The 17751-nt window shown below is 58.5% G+C and carries 22 protein-coding genes; 7 read left to right on the top strand and 15 right to left on the bottom strand.

Translation table 11 applies throughout. The features are described 5' to 3' along the window. The first annotated feature begins 267 nt into the window (after window positions 1-267). The 4 genes from QFW87_RS06355 to tsaA all read left to right on the top strand — a co-directional run bounded on the left by QFW87_RS06355 (window position 268) and on the right by tsaA (window position 3346). Entirely contained in the window at window positions 268-978 is a 711-nt protein-coding gene (locus QFW87_RS06355) for an rRNA pseudouridine synthase (protein WP_283183246.1), read from the top strand. Window positions 979-1053: 75 nt separating this feature from the next. Continuing rightward, the gene (locus QFW87_RS06350) at window positions 1054-1524 is read left to right on the top strand and encodes a DUF1456 family protein (RefSeq protein ID WP_056739223.1); all 471 of its coding nucleotides are present in this window, start codon (window positions 1054-1056) and stop codon (window positions 1522-1524) included. Window positions 1525-1714: 190 nt separating this feature from the next. Next, window positions 1715-2485: an SDR family oxidoreductase gene (locus QFW87_RS06345; RefSeq protein ID WP_283183245.1), complete on the top strand. Its 771-nt coding sequence runs from the start codon at window positions 1715-1717 to the stop codon at window positions 2483-2485. A 159-nt stretch (window positions 2486-2644) separates the two neighbouring features. After that, complete coding sequence (gene tsaA / locus QFW87_RS06340; protein ID WP_283190072.1) at window positions 2645-3346, top strand: tRNA (N6-threonylcarbamoyladenosine(37)-N6)-methyltransferase TrmO; 702 nt, start codon at window positions 2645-2647, stop codon at window positions 3344-3346. A gap of 169 nt (window positions 3347-3515) precedes the next feature. On the opposite strand, the gene fpr is transcribed toward tsaA, so the two are convergent. Beyond that, on the bottom strand, window positions 3516-4295 hold the full coding sequence (gene fpr / locus QFW87_RS06335; protein ID WP_030127957.1) for a ferredoxin-NADP reductase: 780 nt from the start codon (window positions 4293-4295) through the stop codon (window positions 3516-3518). A 150-nt stretch (window positions 4296-4445) separates the two neighbouring features. Between fpr and QFW87_RS06330 the strand changes: the two genes are divergently transcribed. Then, window positions 4446-5372, top strand: coding sequence for a LysR family transcriptional regulator (locus QFW87_RS06330; protein WP_008153977.1), 927 nt, complete (start codon window positions 4446-4448; stop codon window positions 5370-5372). Here QFW87_RS06330 and QFW87_RS06325 read toward each other — a convergent pair. From QFW87_RS06325 to QFW87_RS06315, 3 genes are all read right to left on the bottom strand, one after another. Then, window positions 5369-5731: a diacylglycerol kinase gene (locus tag QFW87_RS06325; RefSeq protein ID WP_008060649.1), complete on the bottom strand. Its 363-nt coding sequence runs from the start codon at window positions 5729-5731 to the stop codon at window positions 5369-5371. The genes QFW87_RS06330 and QFW87_RS06325 overlap by 4 nt on opposite strands. A 79-nt stretch (window positions 5732-5810) precedes the next feature. Beyond that, window positions 5811-6458 (bottom strand): response regulator transcription factor ErdR, encoded by a 648-nt coding sequence (gene erdR / locus QFW87_RS06320; RefSeq protein ID WP_046046272.1) that lies wholly within the window; start codon window positions 6456-6458, stop codon window positions 5811-5813. Between the two features lie 234 nt (window positions 6459-6692). Next, entirely contained in the window at window positions 6693-7427 is a 735-nt protein-coding gene (locus tag QFW87_RS06315) for a tRNA-uridine aminocarboxypropyltransferase (RefSeq protein WP_283183243.1), read from the bottom strand. Between the two features lie 189 nt (window positions 7428-7616). On the opposite strand from QFW87_RS06315, the gene QFW87_RS06310 reads away from it, so the two are divergent. Further along, the gene (locus tag QFW87_RS06310) at window positions 7617-8042 is read left to right on the top strand and encodes a PA3611 family quorum-sensing-regulated virulence factor (RefSeq protein WP_033053929.1); all 426 of its coding nucleotides are present in this window, start codon (window positions 7617-7619) and stop codon (window positions 8040-8042) included. Here QFW87_RS06310 and QFW87_RS06305 read toward each other — a convergent pair whose 3' ends face one another. Next, the gene (locus QFW87_RS06305; protein ID WP_095128071.1) at window positions 8043-8237 is read right to left on the bottom strand and encodes a hypothetical protein; all 195 of its coding nucleotides are present in this window, start codon (window positions 8235-8237) and stop codon (window positions 8043-8045) included. Window positions 8238-8603: 366 nt separating this feature from the next. Between QFW87_RS06305 and QFW87_RS06300 the strand changes: the two genes are divergently transcribed. Next, window positions 8604-9722 carry a TIGR00730 family Rossman fold protein gene (locus QFW87_RS06300; protein ID WP_283183242.1) on the top strand — a complete coding sequence of 373 codons (1119 nt, stop codon included), beginning with the start codon at window positions 8604-8606 and terminating at the stop codon, window positions 9720-9722. 41 nt (window positions 9723-9763) lie between these two features. Here the strand turns inward: QFW87_RS06300 and recX are convergent, their stop codons facing one another. The 10 genes from recX to QFW87_RS06250 all read right to left on the bottom strand — a co-directional run bounded on the left by recX (window position 9764) and on the right by QFW87_RS06250 (window position 17580). Further along, a complete protein-coding gene (gene recX, locus QFW87_RS06295) occupies window positions 9764-10231 on the bottom strand; it encodes a recombination regulator RecX (RefSeq protein WP_283183240.1) in 468 nt (155 codons plus the stop codon). A gap of 8 nt (window positions 10232-10239) precedes the next feature. Further along, the gene (recA, locus tag QFW87_RS06290; protein ID WP_007907270.1) at window positions 10240-11292 is read right to left on the bottom strand and encodes a recombinase RecA; all 1053 of its coding nucleotides are present in this window, start codon (window positions 11290-11292) and stop codon (window positions 10240-10242) included. Window positions 11293-11375: 83 nt separating this feature from the next. After that, a complete protein-coding gene (locus QFW87_RS06285; RefSeq protein ID WP_283190071.1) occupies window positions 11376-11876 on the bottom strand; it encodes a CinA family protein in 501 nt (166 codons plus the stop codon). Window positions 11877-11956: 80 nt separating this feature from the next. Beyond that, window positions 11957-12493 carry a lysis system i-spanin subunit Rz gene (locus QFW87_RS06280; protein WP_283190070.1) on the bottom strand — a complete coding sequence of 179 codons (537 nt, stop codon included), beginning with the start codon at window positions 12491-12493 and terminating at the stop codon, window positions 11957-11959. Beyond that, window positions 12475-13038: a glycoside hydrolase family 19 protein gene (locus QFW87_RS06275; RefSeq protein WP_283190069.1), complete on the bottom strand. Its 564-nt coding sequence runs from the start codon at window positions 13036-13038 to the stop codon at window positions 12475-12477. Before QFW87_RS06275 ends, QFW87_RS06280 begins: the two co-directional genes overlap by 19 nt. A 46-nt stretch (window positions 13039-13084) precedes the next feature. Continuing rightward, window positions 13085-14101, bottom strand: a complete 1017-nt coding sequence (locus tag QFW87_RS06270) for a contractile injection system protein, VgrG/Pvc8 family (RefSeq protein ID WP_283190068.1) — start codon at window positions 14099-14101, stop codon at window positions 13085-13087. Between the two features lie 9 nt (window positions 14102-14110). Then, window positions 14111-14323: a tail protein X gene (locus tag QFW87_RS06265; protein ID WP_283190067.1), complete on the bottom strand. Its 213-nt coding sequence runs from the start codon at window positions 14321-14323 to the stop codon at window positions 14111-14113. Further along, entirely contained in the window at window positions 14316-14699 is a 384-nt protein-coding gene (locus QFW87_RS06260) for a phage tail protein (RefSeq protein WP_283190066.1), read from the bottom strand. Before QFW87_RS06260 ends, QFW87_RS06265 begins: the two co-directional genes overlap by 8 nt. Beyond that, entirely contained in the window at window positions 14699-16858 is a 2160-nt protein-coding gene (locus tag QFW87_RS06255; RefSeq protein WP_283190065.1) for a phage tail tape measure protein, read from the bottom strand. Before QFW87_RS06255 ends, QFW87_RS06260 begins: the two co-directional genes overlap by 1 nt. A 128-nt stretch (window positions 16859-16986) precedes the next feature. Then, on the bottom strand, window positions 16987-17580 hold the full coding sequence (locus QFW87_RS06250; RefSeq protein ID WP_283190064.1) for a phage tail assembly protein: 594 nt from the start codon (window positions 17578-17580) through the stop codon (window positions 16987-16989). Window positions 17581-17751: the final 171 nt, after the last annotated feature.

The raw sequence follows: 17751 nt of genomic DNA, 5'->3' as shown, positions 1-17751 counted from the left end.
GTGAATGGCAGCATGGGCTCCCACACGTGCTTTAAGCACTCCGGGCATTCAGCTTGCCATTCACCGCTCTCATCCTCAGTCTAATTCCTGCGCAAGACACAAGCGGGCTTGCTCGCGAGGAGGCCATCAGCTTCAACATCAAATTGACTGACAAACCGCTTTCGCGAGCAAGCCCGCTCCCACAAAAAGCCAAACGGTGAAATGGACCCGCGATTAACCGGCGCCAGGCAGGTACAATGCCCACCCCTTTTTTGTTACGGCCCTGTCATGACTGACCCGATTCGTCTCTCCAAACGCCTCATCGAACTCGTCGGCTGTTCCCGTCGGGAGGCTGAGCTGTTCATCGAGGGCGGCTGGGTCACCGTGGACGGTGAAGTCATCGACGAGCCGCAGTTCAAGGTCGAGAACCAGAAAGTCGAGCTTGATCCAGAAGCCAAGGCCACTGCGCCGGAACCGGTGACCATCCTGCTGAACGTGCCCGTGGGCATGGATGCGGAAACGGCCTTGGCAACGATCAGCGCCGAGACCTTGAGCGAAGAACACCGCTTCAGCAAACGTCCGCTCAAGGGCCACTTCCTGCGCCTGACCGCCAGCACCGACCTGCAGGCCAACGCCAGCGGTCTTTTGGTGTTCACCCAGGACTGGAAGATCCTGCGCAAACTCACTGCCGACTCCGCCAAGATCGAGCAAGAGTATGTGGTCGAAGTTGAAGGTGACATGGTGGCTCACGGCCTCAACCGCCTGAACCACGGCCTGACCTACAAGGGCAAGGAACTGCCGCCGGTCAAAGCCAGCTGGCAGAACGAAAACCGCCTGCGTTTTGCGATGAAGAACCCACAACCGGGCGTCATCGCCCTGTTCTGCCAGGCCGTAGGCCTGAAGGTCGTCGCCATCCGCCGCATCCGCATTGGCGGCGTGTCCATCGGCAAAGTGCCGCTGGGGCAATGGCGCTACCTGTCCGGCAAAGAGAAGTTCTAAGACTTTTCACGCCGCCACACATTTTGGCGCCGCTGTTTATGCGGCGCCCACTGCTGAATATCAGGATTGCACACCATGATTCATAACGACGTACTGCGCAGCGTGCGCTACATGCTCGACATCAGCGACAAGAAAGTCATCGAGATCATCAAGCTCGGCGGCATGGACGTGACCCTGGAAGACCTGGTGACGTACCTCGACAAGAAAGAGGAAGACGAGGAAGGCTTCGTACGCTGCCCGGATGAAGTCATGGCGCATTTCCTCGACGGCCTGGTGACCTTCAAGCGCGGCAAGGACGAAAGCCGTCCGCCGCAGCCGATCGAAGTGCCGGTGACCAACAACATCATCCTGAAGAAACTGCGTGTGGCTTTCGAACTGAAAGAAGACGACATGCACGCCATCCTCAAGGCCTCCGAGTTCCCGGTGTCCAAGCCTGAACTGAGCGCGCTGTTCCGCAAGTTCGGCCACACCAACTACCGCCCGTGCGGCGACCAGTTGCTGCGCAACTTCCTCAAGGGCCTGACCCTGCGCGTGCGTCCGCAGTAAATCGCCCACGAACCTGTAAGAGCACAGCTTGCTGGCGAAGGCGATCTTGAAAACGCCTTCGCCAGCAAGCTGTGCTCCTACAGAGACGGTGGCAAAGGCTGTATAGACCCTCATTCCTCGCAAAAATAGTGGCTCCGCTTCCGGCGGCTGACGACTAGGGTGTATTGACCCTCAGCTCTCAGGATTCGCCATGCACCCGTACTTTTCCCTGCAAGGCCGCACCGCTCTGGTGACCGGCGGCTCCCGTGGTATCGGCAAAATGATCGCCAAGGCTTATGTCGAGGCCGGCGCCACCGTGTACGTCTGCGCCCGGGATGCCGAAGCCTGTCAGCAAACGGCAGATGAATTGAGCGCATTCGGTCGTTGCCACGGAGTGGCGGCCAACCTGGCCACCGAAGAAGGCGTACTTCAACTGGCTACGCGACTGGGCGAGCAGATCACTCATCTGGATATTCTGGTGAACAACGCCGGCACTACGTGGGGTGCGCCGCTGGAGAGCTACCCGGTCAAGGGCTGGGAAAAAGTCATGCAGCTCAACGTGACCTCGGTGTTCAACTGCATTCAGCAGTTTTTGCCACTGCTGCGTAAGGCCGGTTCGGCAGCGAATCCGGCGCGAATTATCAATATCGGTTCAGTGGCCGGGATTTCGTCCTTCGGCGAACAGGCGTATGCCTACGGGCCAAGTAAAGCTGCCCTACATCAACTATCACGGATTCTGGCGCGGGAGCTGGTGAGCCAACACATCAACGTCAACGTCATCGCGCCGGGGCGTTTTCCGAGCAAAATGACTCAGCACATCGGCAATGATGAGCAGGCGCTGGCCGACGACACGGCGTTGATTCCAATGAAACGCTGGGGCCGGGAGGAAGAGATGGCGGCGCTGGCGATCAGTCTGGCGAGTACGGCCGGGGCTTACATGACCGGGAATATCATTCCGCTGGATGGTGGGTTTAGCCTCTAGATCGGCGGCGCGGCCATCGCGGGCAAGCCACGCTCACACAGGGGAATGCATTTCAAATAATGAAATGGCTACCCCCGCGATGACGGACTAACAGGCACCACCGGTCTTGCGGCTGCTCGGGTTATCATGCCCGCCCTCACCCCGCCTCGACCCCAGACCATGACCTACAGCGTTTCCCCCATCGGCTTCGTGCGCTCCTGCTTCAAGGAGAAGTTCGCCATCCCGCGGCAGCCACAACTGGCCCCGGCCGCTCGCGGCGTACTGGAACTGGTGGCGCCGTTCGATCAGGGCGATGCGGTGCAAGGTCTGGAACAGGTCAGCCACGTGTGGCTGCTGTTCCTGTTTCACCAGGCCCTGGAAGAAAAGCCACGACTGAAAGTCCGCCCTCCTCGTCTCGGCGGTAACAAATCCATGGGTGTGTTCGCCACCCGCGCGACGTATCGGCCTAATGGCATCGGCCAATCCGTGGTGAAGCTGGACAAGGTTGAAGCCAATCGCCTGTGGATATCCGGCATTGACCTGCTGGACGGCACGCCGATTCTCGACATCAAACCCTACGTGCCTTACGCCGACATCATCGATACCGCCTCCAACAGCATCGCTAGCGCCGCACCGCAGTTGATTCCCGTGCAGTGGACGGATTCAGCGCTGCAACAGGCTCACGGCCATGCTCAGCGCCTTGAAGAACCGTTGGTGGAGTTGATCGAGCAATGCCTGGCACAAGACCCACGTCCGGCGTACCAGATTCCTACACCCGAACGGGAATACGGCGCGCAGTTCTGGGACCTGGACGTACGCTGGCATTACCCCGAAGCCGGGGTAATCCGTGTCCTGGAAGTCATCCCCGCCTCCAACCTGTAGGAGCTGTCGAGTGAAACGAGGCTGCGATCTTTTGATGTTACTTTTAAAAACAAGATCAAAAGATCGCAGCCTCGTTTCACTCGACAGCTCCTACAAGGTTTGCATTGGACATAAAAAAGCCCCCATTTGCCTGCACAGGCAATGGGGGCTTTTCAGTGATGCAGTGTACTTACTTCTCGACGAACGCTCGCTCGATCAGGTAATCACCCGGCTCGCGCATCCGCGGCGACACTTTCAGGCCGAAGCTGTTCAACACTTCGCTGGTCTCGTCGAGCATGCTCGGGCTGCCGCACAGCATGGCCCGATCGTCTTGCGGGTTGATTGGCGGCAGACCGATATCGCTGAACAGCTTGCCGCTGCGCATCAGGTCGGTCAGGCGACCTTCGTTCTCGAACGGCTCGCGGGTCACGGTCGGGTAGTAGATCAACTTGTCACTCAGGGCCTCGCCGAAGAACTCGTTCTGCGGCAAGTGCTCGGTGATGAACTCGCGGTAAGCGACTTCGTTGACGTAACGTACGCCGTGGCACAGGATCACTTTTTCGAAACGCTCGTAGGTTTCCGGGTCCTGGATGACGCTCATGAACGGCGCCAGACCGGTACCGGTGCTGAGCAGGTACAAATGTTTGCCAGGCTTCAAGTCATCCAGCACCAGCGTGCCGGTAGGCTTTTTGCTGATGATGATCTCGTCGCCTTCCTTCAGATGCTGCAGCTGGGAAGTCAGCGGGCCATCAGGCACCTTGATGCTGAAGAACTCGAGATGCTCTTCCCAGTTCGGGCTGGCAATCGAGTAAGCGCGCATGAGCGGCCGGCCGTTGGGCTGTTGCAGGCCGATCATCACGAACTGACCGTTCTCGAAGCGCAGGCCCGGATCGCGGGTGCACTTGAAGCTGAACAGAGTGTCGTTCCAGTGATGAACACTGAGGACACGCTCGTGGTTCATGTTGCTCATGTACGTGGGACTCCTGGAAATTTTGTCTGCGCATGCTCTGCGCCTGCTCTGCGAAAAATGAGCTGCTGTGCGCAATTGCATCGCATTCTAATGGCAGCCACAATATCTGTTAACTGGATTATTAAGATAAGGGTTATCGGTTATATAGATATGCGATTTACTCTCCGTCAACTTCAAGTATTCGTCGCCGTCGCCCAGCAGGAAAGCGTATCCCGTGCTGCGGGTCTGCTCAACCTCTCGCAATCGGCGGCGAGTACCTCGATCACCGAGCTAGAGCGTCAGTCCAGCTGTCAGCTGTTCGACCGCGCCGGCAAACGGCTGAGCCTCAACGCCCTCGGCAAACAGCTGCTGCCGCAAGCGGTGGCGCTGCTCGACCAGTCCAAAGAAATCGAAGACTTGCTCAATGGCAAGTCAGGATTCGGCTCTCTGGCGGTCGGCGCGACCCTGACCATCGGCAATTACCTGGCCACCTTGCTGATCGGCAGCTTCATGCAGCGCCATCCGGAAAGCCAGGTGAAGCTGCACGTGCAGAACACTGCCAACATTGTGCAGCAGGTCGCCCACTATGAAATTGATCTGGGTCTAATCGAAGGTGACTGCAGCCATCCAGACATCGAAGTGCAGAGCTGGGTCGAAGATGAACTGGTGGTGTTCTGCGCGCCCCAGCATCCACTGGCCAAGCGCGGCACGGCGACCATGGAAGAGCTGACCCACGAGGCCTGGATTCTGCGCGAACAGGGTTCTGGCACGCGACTGACCTTTGACCAGGCCATGCGTCACCATCGCAGCTCGCTGAATATCCGACTGGAACTGGAACACACCGAAGCGATCAAGCGTGCGGTGGAGTCCGGGTTGGGGATTGGCTGCATTTCGCGTCTGGCACTGCGTGACGCGTTCCGCCGTGGCAGCCTGGTGCCGGTGGAGACACCGGATCTGGATCTGGCGCGGCAGTTCTATTTCATCTGGCACAAACAGAAATATCAGACGTCGGCGATGCGTGAATTCCTCGACCTGTGCCGCGCTTTCACCGCTGGGGTTCAGCGCAGCGACGAGATTGTGCTGCCTACCATCGCTTAAAGCAGTATCACCGCCCACACCAGCGCGATCATGGTTAACGCCACGAGCTGAGCGGCGCTGCCCATGTCCTTGGCGTTTTTCGACAATGGGTGCAACTCAAGGGAAATGCGGTCGATGGCCGCTTCCACTGCCGAATTGAGCAATTCGACAATCAACGCCAACAGGCAGACTGCAATCAGCAACGCCTGCTCGACGCGACTGACGTTCAGGAAGAACGACAGCGGAATCAATATGACGTTGAGCAACACCAATTGCCGAAAGGCCGCTTCGCCGGTGAAGGCTGCGCGCAGACCGTCCAGTGAATAGCCGGAGGCGTTGAGGATGCGTTTTAGGCCGGTTTGGCCTTTGAAAGGTGACATAAAGTAGGCAACTGACCAAAAAGGAAGTGGGAAAGCTAGAGTAAGCAAAGTCAAAAAAGCGTGAACGCACCGCGCCTGATCAGCTCGAAATTGACTCAAGTTGTTGCAGAAGCAACGCCGCCTGGGTCCGGGTCCGCACATTCAGCTTGCGAAAAATCGCCGTCACATGCGCCTTGATCGTCGCTTCGGAAACGCTCAGCTCGTAGGCAATCTGCTTATTCAACAAGCCTTCACAGACCATGGTAAGAACACGAAACTGCTGAGGCGTCAGACTCGCAAGGCCTTCGCTGGCGGCCTTGGCTTCGGCGGAAACGCTGACCGCCTCGAAGGCCTGGGGCGGCCAGAACACATCACCATCGAGCACCGCGCGTACAGCTTTCTGGATGACGCTCAGATCACTGGATTTGGGGATGAAGCCGCTGGCGCCGAATTCACGAGACTTGACCATGATCGAGGCTTCTTCCTGGGCCGACACCATGACCACCGGAATTTGCGGATACTGACCGCGCAGCAACACCAGCCCTGAAAAACCGTAGGCCCCCGGCATGTTCAGGTCCAGCAGCACCAGATCCCAGTCGGACTTCTCGTCCAGACGGGTTTCCAGCTCGGCAATGCTCGCCACTTCCACCAGACGGACTTCCGGGCCCAGGCCCAGGGTCAACGCTTGATGCAGGGCGCTACGAAAAAGAGGGTGGTCATCGGCAATCAGGATTTCGTATGTGGCCATTTTTCAAATGATCCTGTTTTTCAAACAACTCGAGGTACAGCCACGGAGCTGTACCAACAGGGCACGTTCAACGCCAATCACGTGGCTATCCACGTAAAGAATACGGCGTATCAAACTTTGGCCGCGCCCTAATCGGCGCCAAGCATGCCCAGCGAAGCGGGGGTGGTCAAGGTGCATGGCCAGTACAGTTCTTTGCAGTATGGGCGACAATCAGCGCGAGACAGGGGCGCCGATTTACACAAAAGGCATCAGCTCTGCGTGTGCCGGTGTTGAAACATTCATTTCAAGCTGATGTTTGGCATCAAGGTAATGTTGGCTGAACACGTCGAAATAAGCGTCCAGCGCCGACGCTGCCTCGGTATCACCCGCCAGATCGAGACACAGTGCCGCCACTTCGGCGGTGCATAAATGCTCGCTGCGGGTCGATCGGCGCAACCGGTAGCGCGACAACTTCTCAGGCAACAAGCTCAGGATTGGCAGCCGATCAAAGTAGGGGCTTTTGCGGAAAATCTTCCGGGCTTCTGTCCACGTGGCATCCAGCAGAATGAACAGCGGACGCTTCGAACTATCGGCATCGACGCTGTTTGTGACACGCTCGGGCTCGACGTACTCACCCGGAAACACCAGATAGGGCTGCCATTGCGGATCGGCCAGCAGCGCCAGCAGTTGCTCATCAACTTCCGTACGCGACCAGATGAACGCATGGTTGTCGCGCACCACATCGGCGATCAGCCAACCGGTGTTGCTCGGTTTGAACACTTCCTTGTTGGTCATGATCAGGCACACGCCAGAACGGGCCTCGACCTGCGGGCGCCAGGCGCACAGGCAGTGGCTCTCGATCACGCGGCAGGCTCGGCAACGCGGCGCCCTCCAGCCTCGGGCCTGAATCGGCTTGATGCCCTCTTCCTCTCGCTCATCGCGCAAGCGGGCTACTGCGTTTGCAGCAAAGCGTGGGGTTGCAGGGTTCATCGCAGGCAACGCCGGCAGGGGAAGAAAATCGACACGAAAAACACTCGGCAGGGCAGAAAGTGGCGGCAGTTTATCAGAGCAGCCGGCGCAAGCCTGTACCGTCCAGGCCTCGTCCCCTATAATTCGCCGCCACTGAACGCACAGTCATGTGACGGGTCGAACCACCAGTCACTGAACCAGGAGAGTTTCATGCTGCGCCTTATCGTTCCCACCGCTGCCATTTTGCTGGCGTCGTCCTTCAGCGCTCAGGCTGCTTCCTTGAGTGAGCAGAATCTCAACAGAGAGCTGCGAAACGTCGCCACACAAAGCAGTGTTGGTACTCCACGGGCGATCAACGAAGACATTCTTGATCAGGGCTACACCGTCGAAGGCAACACGCTGATCAACCATCTAAGCGTACAAAGCAGCCACGCCAACAAGATGCGTGCCGACCCGAAAGCCGTGTATTTCCAGCTTGGCGCCTCTGTATGCAACAACCCATCGTTCCGCAAACTGATGGCCAAGGGCGCAGTCATGCGTTACGACTTCACTGAGGTGAAGACCAACCGCTCAGTCGGCTCCGCCAGTTATCAGGAATCGGACTGCCCGAAAGCGGCTCCGACCAAGAAGAAGTAATCATCGGGAAGTGGCGCGCCGCTGTTCATCCTCGGCGCGCAGTTCTGCCAACAACGCCTGCAAATAACGGGAACGTCGGTCGGCGCCCTCCAGACGTCGGCAACACTCCTCTTCGAGACTCAAATGATTGGTCTCGGCCGATGACTTCAGTAATCGATACAATTGCGTATCGATCTCCAGAATGACTCTGGCCATCGCTTCCCGCCTCCCTGCACCTCGCCCTTGCTTGAGCGATAAAATCCTTGAACCGCTTGTACCGTACGCCTTGCCTTTGACGCAAAGTTGTCGTGTCGTGCCTGTAATTCAGTAAATCAGACTGTCAGACACTCGCCTTGCGTTCAGACGAGCGGTGAAAGCACCTTGCAAATCGCCAATAAGCGGTTGCCAGGAAAGACTTTGCGGCGCAATGATCAAGTCAGCGAAAATCTCCGCGAGGGTCTAGATTCATAGTGTTCACGTTCATTTTTCAGGGCAGGAAAGGGGCTGCCCGTTGCACGTCTTGTTGTGCGAATGTTTCCTTCATCCAAGGGAAAAACAGAGCCTGTATGGAAGGAGAAGTTGATGCCTTACCAATCGAATGACCTCCTGAGCCGTCATTTTGAAGAAAGCGGCCACGACCTCATCAGCAAGGTCGAAGAGCAACTCAACCTGGTTTCACCCAACAGCCCGAACATCCCGATCTACCGCGACATGATCCTGACCGTGCTACGCATGGCCCAGGAAGATCACAACCGCTGGAATGCCAAGATCACCCTGCAAGCCCTGCGTGAACTGGAGCACGCTTTCCGTGTTCTGGAGCAATTCAGGGGGCGCCGCAAGGTCACCGTTTTTGGCTCGGCCCGAACACCGATAGAACATCCTTTATACGGTCTGGCCCGGGAACTTGGCGCCGCGCTGGCGCGCTCAGACCTGATGGTCATCACCGGTGCCGGTGGTGGCATCATGGCGGCGGCCCACGAAGGTGCTGGCCTGGCACACAGCCTGGGATTCAATATCACCCTGCCCTTCGAGCAACATGCCAATCCCACCGTGAATGGCACCACCAACCTGCTGCCCTTCCACTTCTTCTTTACCCGCAAGCTGTTCTTCGTCAAGGAAGCCGATGCTCTGGTCCTGTGCCCTGGCGGTTTCGGTACCCTGGATGAAGCGCTGGAAGTGCTGACATTGATCCAGACTGGCAAAAGCCCGCTGGTGCCCGTGATATTGCTGGACGCTCCCGGCGGTAAGTTCTGGCAAGGCGCGCTGGACTTCATCCACCATCAACTGGAGGAAAATCGCTACATCCTGCCGACCGATATGAAGCTCGTCAGTCTGGTCTACAGCGCGGAAGAGGCTGTGGAGCAGATCAACCAGTTCTACAGCAACTTCCACTCCAGCCGCTGGCTCAAGCATCAATTCGTGATCCGCATGAATCACAAGCTCAGCGACCAGGCGCTCGAACACATGCAAGAGGCTTTTGCCGACCTGTGCCTGAGCGACCATTTCCATCAACATGCTTACAGCGGAGAGGAACACGACGAACCGCAGTTCAGCCACCTGGCGCGACTCGCTTTCACCTTCAACGCCCGTGATCATGGACGCCTGCGTGAACTGGTGGACTACATCAACCTGCCGGAAAACTGGGCGCAATCCCAACCCCAGGCGCAACAGCGCTCGCGGGAACCGTCCAAGGTTACATAGACAAAAAAACGGCCCGCTATCGAAGTAGCGAGCCGTTTCAGTCAATCGTCCATCCCTCGGCCGCTGAACAAGCGGCTGATCATTTCCATGGAATATCCCCGATAACTCAGGAACCTGCCTTGTTTGGCACGTTCCCGGGCGTCTATCGGTAAATGCCCGGAAAACTTTCGCCGCCAGGTGTCTTCCAGTTGTTCCTGCCAGTTGATACCGCTCTCGCGTAAAGCGAGTTCGATGTCGGTACGTTGCAGGCCGCGCTGGCTCAACTCTTCGCGAATACGCAAAGGGCCATAACCGGAACGGGAACGGTAGGAAACAAAGCTTTCGAGATAACGGGATTCGGACAGCAGGCCTTCTTCCGTCAAACGGTCGAGTGCCGTGTCGATCATTTCAGGGAGGGCGCCGCGTTGACGCAGTTTACGCGTCAACTCGACTCGACCGTGCTCGCGTCGCGCGAGCAGGTCCATTGCGGTTCGCCGCACCGCGACGAGTGTATCGAGTACGGCGATCATCGGATCAATCAGATATCAGCGTCAGCCAGGTCATCAGCAGTCTCTTTGACTGGCGATGCTTTGACGTCCGGCGCTGGAGTCAGCAACTTGTCGCGCAGCTGCTTCTCGAGCTTGGCGGCGATTTCCGGATTATCTGCCAGGAACTTGGCCGAGTTAGCCTTGCCCTGACCGATCTTGGTGCCTTCATAGGCATACCAGGCACCGGACTTCTCAACGAAACCGTGCAGAACACCCAAGTCGATCATCTCACCGTTGAGGTAGATGCCTTTGCCGTAAAGAATCTGGAACTCGGCCTGACGGAACGGCGAAGCTACCTTGTTCTTCACAACCTTGACGCGGGTTTCGCTACCGACAACCTCGTCACCTTCTTTCACCGCGCCGGTACGGCGGATATCCAGACGAACCGAAGCGTAGAACTTCAGCGCGTTACCACCGGTGGTGGTTTCCGGGCTGCCGAACATCACACCGATTTTCATACGTATCTGGTTGATGAAGATAACCAGGCAGTTGGCGTTCTTGATGTTACCGGTGATTTTACGCAGCGCCTGGGACATCAGACGGGCTTGCAGGCCCACGTGCATGTCACCCATTTCGCCTTCGATTTCAGCCTTTGGAACCAGAGCCGCCACGGAGTCGACGATGATCACGTCAACCGCGTTGGAACGCACCAACATGTCGGTGATTTCCAGGGCTTGCTCGCCGGTGTCCGGCTGCGAAACCAGCAGGTCATCGACGTTGACGCCCAGTTTGCCAGCGTATTCAGGGTCAAGGGCGTGTTCAGCATCGACGAATGCGCAGGTCGCGCCGGCTTTTTGAGCCTGGGCGATGACCGACAGTGTCAGCGTGGTTTTACCGGAGGATTCAGGACCGTAGATCTCAACGATACGGCCTTTTGGCAGACCGCCAATGCCGAGCGCGATGTCCAGACCCAGAGAGCCAGTGGAGATAGCCGGGATCGCCTGACGGTCCTGATCGCCCATACGCATTACGGCACCCTTGCCGAATTGACGTTCGATCTGACCCAGGGCCGCAGCCAAGGCTTTCTTCTTGTTGTCGTCCATTAAAGTCCTCACGTAATCAATAAGGCCTGACGGCCAACACCTGTATAAGTAGCCAGTATTATTCCACAGCGTTTCAGGATCGCCTACCCCTGATTTGAGATTTCTCCTGCGGCATGGCGCAGCAGCCCCTCTAGCGCGGCCTTCACCGTTTGTCGGCGGACCTCGTCACGGTTGCCGGGAAAGTACTGCACCTCGCTGAACACCTGTTCACCAACGCCCCAGGCCAGCCACACGGTGCCCACCGGCTTGCTCGGCGAACCGCCATCCGGTCCCGCCACACCACTGACCGCCACGGCAAAACGCGCCCGGCTTTTTTCCTGCGCGCCGCGGACCATGGCCTCAACCACCTCGCGACTGACCGCCCCCACCGCTGCAAACAACTCGACAGGGACATTCAATTGCTCGGTTTTCTGGCGATTGGAATAGGTGACATAACCAGCCTCGAACCATGCCGAACTCCCCGGAATCCGGGTGATCGCCTCGCTGATCCCGCCGCCGGTACAGGACTCGGCGGCGGTGACATGGGTATTGAGAACCTGCAAGCGCCTGCCAAGTTCAGCGGCCAGTTGAGTGATTTCTTTCACGGTCATCTCCTGAGCAAGCGGAATGAGAACTACCGTACACGAGCGTAACGCGCTTGCAAGGCGCAGGATCGATCAAAATGTTAGCGAGCGAGGGCTCTGATATAAGCCTGACAGGCCTGCAAGGCAATCAGTCCGCGGTCGCCGGCGTCGGTGATGGCGACAATTCGTTGAGCATGCGCCGGGTCAAGTCGGGCGCGCGCTGCTCCATGATCCACGCGGCTGGCTCCGGAGGCGGTTGGCACTGCACAGACAGAGGCAGCATCATGGGCATCGAGGAGGACTGACAAGCGCACATCAGCAGTGGCAAGACGATCGCGCAGGCGACCTTGATCACGTTGGGCATCGCTAAGCGCTCGATAATGGGTTTGTTCGCTGGCCGACAGCCGCTGCTCCAGCGCCAGATGCTCGTGCTGCTCGGCCTGTTGCTGCGTCGCGGTTGCCAGGGTCAGCTGATTCAGTGCCTCGGCGTGCAGCTTGGCCTGTTCCGCCAGTTGCCCGCCATAACGCCAATCCTGAAAGCGCCAGGCCAGCGCCGCCGAGCCACCGGCCAACACAGCCAGAAAAACAACAACGCCAATGACGCGGTAAGACATCGGCATCAAACCGAAGACTGGCATAACACCGCCCTCGCCCGCGCCCAGAGTTGCAAGCGATCCTGCAAACCGTTCAGGCCGCCGTTGATGCGGCGGGTGATGCTGTTGAACTGGTCGCGGTCGGCCAGTTCATTGAAGCCATTTTGCTCCCAGAACCACGCGGCCGATTCGGCGGCCCATTGCGGTTGTTCCAGTAGTTCTGGCAAAAACAGTAAACGATCATCACCGAAGAGTCCGAGACTGCACTGACGGTAATTGTCGCGACCAGTGATCTGAATCAGGCCTCGGCCACGGTATTTCTGACCGTCACCGTCAGGCTCCGGTGTATTTCCCAAGCGCGCAGCCAGCGCGCCAGTGTCGTACTTGCTCAAGTACTGAGCGCTCCCCAACTCACGTACGTACTGCAACTGCCCCGATTCGTGACCGACTTGCGCGAGGAAGGCGGCAATGCGTTTGGGGGTGTTGATGTTGCGGTGAGACATGGCTGTGTTCAGGACGGAAATGAAAACGCCCGCTTGGGAGCGGGCGTTGGGGAAAATGTTGAGTAACTGTTGATCGGTGACGCGCATCACTCGCTCCTGTGGTTAATGGATGACCGCCCGAAAATCAGTGGTGTCAGGCCTTCGCGTCCAGGCAGGTCGCGTCAATCGTGCAGCGATAGCTTTTTTCTCGGTCGCCGGTGGCGGTGACCTTGTCGATCGACCAACGACCGCGCATGAAATCCGGCCAGGTGGGGTCCAGCAGCACGATTCCTTCAGCGGACAATCCCGGATTGCCAGGGCATGCGATCGTCACTTTGAGTGCTTCGCGCATCATCCGGCGCACCTCACCTTCGCCGGCAGCCCGGGCATCGTCTGCGCTCTGAAAACGCTGGCGAAGGGTCTTGAACGGCGCAATACCGCTCTCCTCCACACGCACACTGCCGGCCGCCGCGTCCCACCAACGGGTCTTGCAGCCCTGGTATTTCGCCCGGGCGGTTTCATCCAGGATGGCGGAGATAAAGGCGTGATCGCCTGGGCGATTGTTGGCCGTCACCGACAGCTTTATGGTCGGCAGTACTTTGCCCGATAATGATTTCGCCTGACCGCGCCGTGCCAGCACATACAGCTCGTTGATCGGCTTGGCGACGGCGTCATGAAGGTAGGCCAGTCGCGTCAGAAAACCCATGTCAGTTTCGTTGGACTGGTCGATGTGCTCGATTTTTATCAGCGACAGGTCCGGGGCCACACGAGGGGAAAATCCGTGCCTGGACGTCAACTGGCGAAACAGCGCACCCAAGGTCGTCGGGCCATGGCTGACCGATCGGCGCTGCTTGAATCCGGTCTGATCAGCCGCACTGAACGGCGCCGCCATGGCCACCAGCGTCAAACGCAGAGGAAACAGGGTCGGCGTGCGCCGGGTAATGACGAACTCACCTTTATCCACCAGCCCCGACTCCAGATAACCGACCCGCAGACCGATTTTTCCGCCCAGGCTGGGCAACCCTTCAAGCCCATCCAGACTGATCGTGAGCGTCAGTTGATCGGACTCGATCCCCGCCGCGTCGATGTGCGTCCAACTGAGCAATCGTTCGTTGAGCAGCGCAGCGTTCGCGCCGTAAATTTCCACCGCAGGCGTGAAACCCAGTGACATGTTGCCTCCTTAATCCCAGGCCGAAACCGGTGTGGGTGCAACGGGTTTTGAATCCACTTCCGGCAGGACAACCCACACCCCCGCCGGCAATACCGGCCCCCATTCGGCAAGCCCCGGATTGAGACGCCAGAGCGCTTCCTCAGCGGCATCGTCACAACGCTCAAGCTCGCGGTACAGCAACAGATTCACCGAATCACCGGCAATACTTCGAACCCTACGCATTGGCGAACTCCGTCAATTCGATCACCCAGCCGACCACCATCGCAGTGCCGTCATCAATGACCTCACTCTGGGTTTCCGACACCTTGTTGATCTGCCACAGACCCCAGTTGCGGCCGATGCCGTCAACCAACGGCACAGGGATGCGCAGAGCCTGCAATGCACGCAACTCATCGAGCCGATCCATGGCGGTCGCGTACATCGACTTGCCTGTTATCGTCAGCCCTTGCAGGCCTTGGCCGACCTGACTGGACTTGGGTTTACTGGTGAGGATGTCGATGCTCTTCCAGCCGCCGTCCGACGTGCGCACCAAACTGTGGTAAGCGAAGTTTCTGGACAGGCCGAAAATGAAACTGCCGAGTGCCATTTGCTGACGCATCACGTACCTCCGTCGGTCAGGGCCGCGTCACTTCGCATGGCGAGTGAATTGGGCATGGTCATTAGCCCGAATTGGCCAGTAATCTGTTGCAGCACCAGGTTTGCCAACTGACTGGCGCTGGCCTGATCCTGGCCGTTGATGTAAATGTTCGCGGTCATCGCGTTCTGCTGACTGGTTGTTTGGGAGCTGCTCAGGTCTTTGCTGACCTGGTCTGGAGCGGCGAGCTTGTCAGCGGGTTTGGCCAGTTTTTCACCCAGCCATTCCCCTCCCCAACTGCCCGCCATACCACCCAACAAGCCACCGATCACGCCACCGACTGCGGTGCCCAGAATAGGCACTACGCTGCCGATCATGGCGCCGGCAGCAGCGCCCGTATAAGTGCCGGCGAGCCCACCACCGGCAGAGCCCAGCGCCCCGCCGACCGCTTTGGTATCACCCGCCTGCAGGCCTTTGACGACATCGTAACCAGCGCTGAGCAGCATCAGCGGCGCGACCCGTTTGGTGACAGCCGAGCCCATTCTGGCGGCACCCAGCAAGCGACTCCCGGTCGACATACGTGACAGCTTGGTAGCGTTTTTGGGGATGGGCTTGATCGCAGCTTTTCCAGGAGCAGTGCCTTTTTCGGCCCTACCGCCTCGGGATTGTTTTTTGCCCTTACGGCCGCGTTCCTTGGCATCGACTGTCAGATCCCCCGCTTCGGGAATCGGTCGCGCACCTGCCAGAGCCAGAAGTTTTGTCGCGGCAGCGGTGATGGCCGAGGCCATCGCGACCTTGATTTCAGCACCACGCGCCAACGCAATGGCCCCAGCGAGTACGAGCAATCCTGCGGTAGCTTTCGGTTGTGCTTCAGCGACCCCACTCAAGCCATCGGCCAACGCGCCGAGCGATACCATCAAGCCGTCGGTCAACGGTGCCAAAGCATTGCCGCCCGCCGCGAACATCCGGTTTTTACTGGCATCCAGCGCATTCCAGCGCCCTTGCGAGGTTTCTCCCAGCGATTCGGCGGTTTGCGCTACGGAGCCTGTGAACTTCGGCAACGCGCCATCTTTGGTTCTTTCGGATACCAACAAAAGAGCCTTTTGGGCATCTTCCGGCTTCTTCAGCAGCTCAAGAATCCCCGCGTTATCGCCAAACAGTGTCTTGGTCAGCGACTGCTGTGCTTGCGCAGGTTTGTTCTTCAGTGCTTCAAGCACCTGGTTAATCGTTCCGAGTGGGTCCGTGCGCAGGCCATCGGCGACCATCGTGGGATTAAATTTTGAGTCCAGTTCTGTCCAGGCCCTGCGCTGCTCCGGAGAAGCCGCGTCCCCCTTAGCCAACCCCGTGGTGAAGCTTTTCAAAGCCACGCCGGCACCGGCCTTGTCCGCTCCGCTGTTCAAGAACGCGGCCACGAGAGCCGCCACCTGTTCAGGCTTCAAGCCTGAAGCGATGCCAGCTTCGCCACTCTGCTGCACTACAGAGCCGATATCGGCCGCTTTGACATTCAGGCCGCTATTACCAAGATGGTTGGTCGCATCCGCCAGACTCAGGGTTTGTCCCCGATCCAGCTTCATCGAGGTGCGCCAGCCCATCAGCATCTCGCTGGCGGTCTTGACGTCGAGATTGAACGCCGACGCCGTCACTGCGCTATCGCGAGTGAAGTTCAGCAGTTCGTCCTGCTTTTTAGCCGGGTCGAGCCCATCCCCGATACCCGCCTTCGCCGCCGCCAACTCGACCTGGGCCAGTTGAACCGCGGTTGCGCCGCTCGGAGCAACCTGCTTGTCCGTGGCCATTTTCTGGTTGGCCTCCGACAGTTTCTGCAACTGGACATAGTCCAGTTTCAGCACCTGGTTGAGCTCAACCATTGCCAGCTCAGTCGCCATCGCAGACTTGAGCAAATCAGGCGGTGCACGCTGGTCAATCTCAGCCTTGAGCTTTGACTTTGGCTCACTGCCTGCCGCCGACACCGAAGCGTTCGCCTTGAGCAGCGACTGCTGCGACGACAGGGCAATGTTCAGCAACGCCAAGGTTTCACGGAGCTTTACCTGCTCCGACACCAGCAGACGAATGTCGAGGCTGGCCGTGGTCAGTGCCAGGTTCAGCCCCGACGTTTCAGACGCGCTGCCCAGTTGCGGCAACTCGATGCTCGCCGCACCGGACAGCGAATACTTACTGTCTGCCATCCCGTTCTACTCCTGTTTCACGCCAAGGCGAGTGATCGCGATGTCGTAACGGCGCAATGCCTTGCCGGCGTCCCACTCCAGAATTTCCGCTTCACTTACCGAGTAAATGAGCGGCACCACATCGAGAATTACTTCGATGTCGCGTTCCGAAAGTAGTCCGCCGGTTTGTTTAAAAAATCGTCGATGCGTACCTGAAGCTGTGTCCAGTCGGGCACGGTCAGCAGGTCCAGGTCGGGTAGCATCAGACCGGTGCAATGGGCGGTGATGAACTCGGCGCGTTCTTTGGCCGTTTTCAGTTTTTTCATCGCCTTGGTGGCGCGCAGCACCGGCATTTCCAGGGTCAGCGAGGTCATGCTGCGGCCCACTGCGTTGAGCGGTTGCAGCAGTTGCACCTGATCGGGGTCGTCCGCGGACTCGATAGATGATTCGTCTTCGACTACCTGCGCCAGAAAGTACGACGCCGGACAGGTCGACATTTCGTGCACGTACTGGGCGATGCTCACGTAGTCCGGCCGTTTGAGCTGGTCGAGTTCCTTGACCGACAACCCGGTGGCCAACCTGGCCAGTTCGAAAAACTGATCGTCCTCATCATCACCGGCACGGGCCAGGGCTTCTTTCTGCGCAGCGTAGAACAGTGGTTTGAGCTGAATCTGCTCGATCGTCGACTGATCGTCGGCGGTGATCGGCGACAACAAGGCGTGAACAGGAGGCGTCCAGGACATGAAATGAATTCCTTGGTGGATCATGGGGAGTTGTTGCGCAAGGCCGGCCGATGAATGCAGATCTGTGGGCTGGCAAAGCCCCTGTGGGAGCGAGCTTGCTCGCGATGGCGGCGGGTCAGGCAATGTCAGTGCTGGATGTGCCGGCCTCATCGCGAGCAAGCTCGCTCCCAC

The organism is Pseudomonas sp. PMCC200344, assembly GCF_030053095.1.
GTDB lineage: Bacteria > Pseudomonadota > Gammaproteobacteria > Pseudomonadales > Pseudomonadaceae > Aquipseudomonas > Aquipseudomonas svalbardensis.
This window is presented reverse-complemented; position numbering and strand designations above follow the sequence as displayed.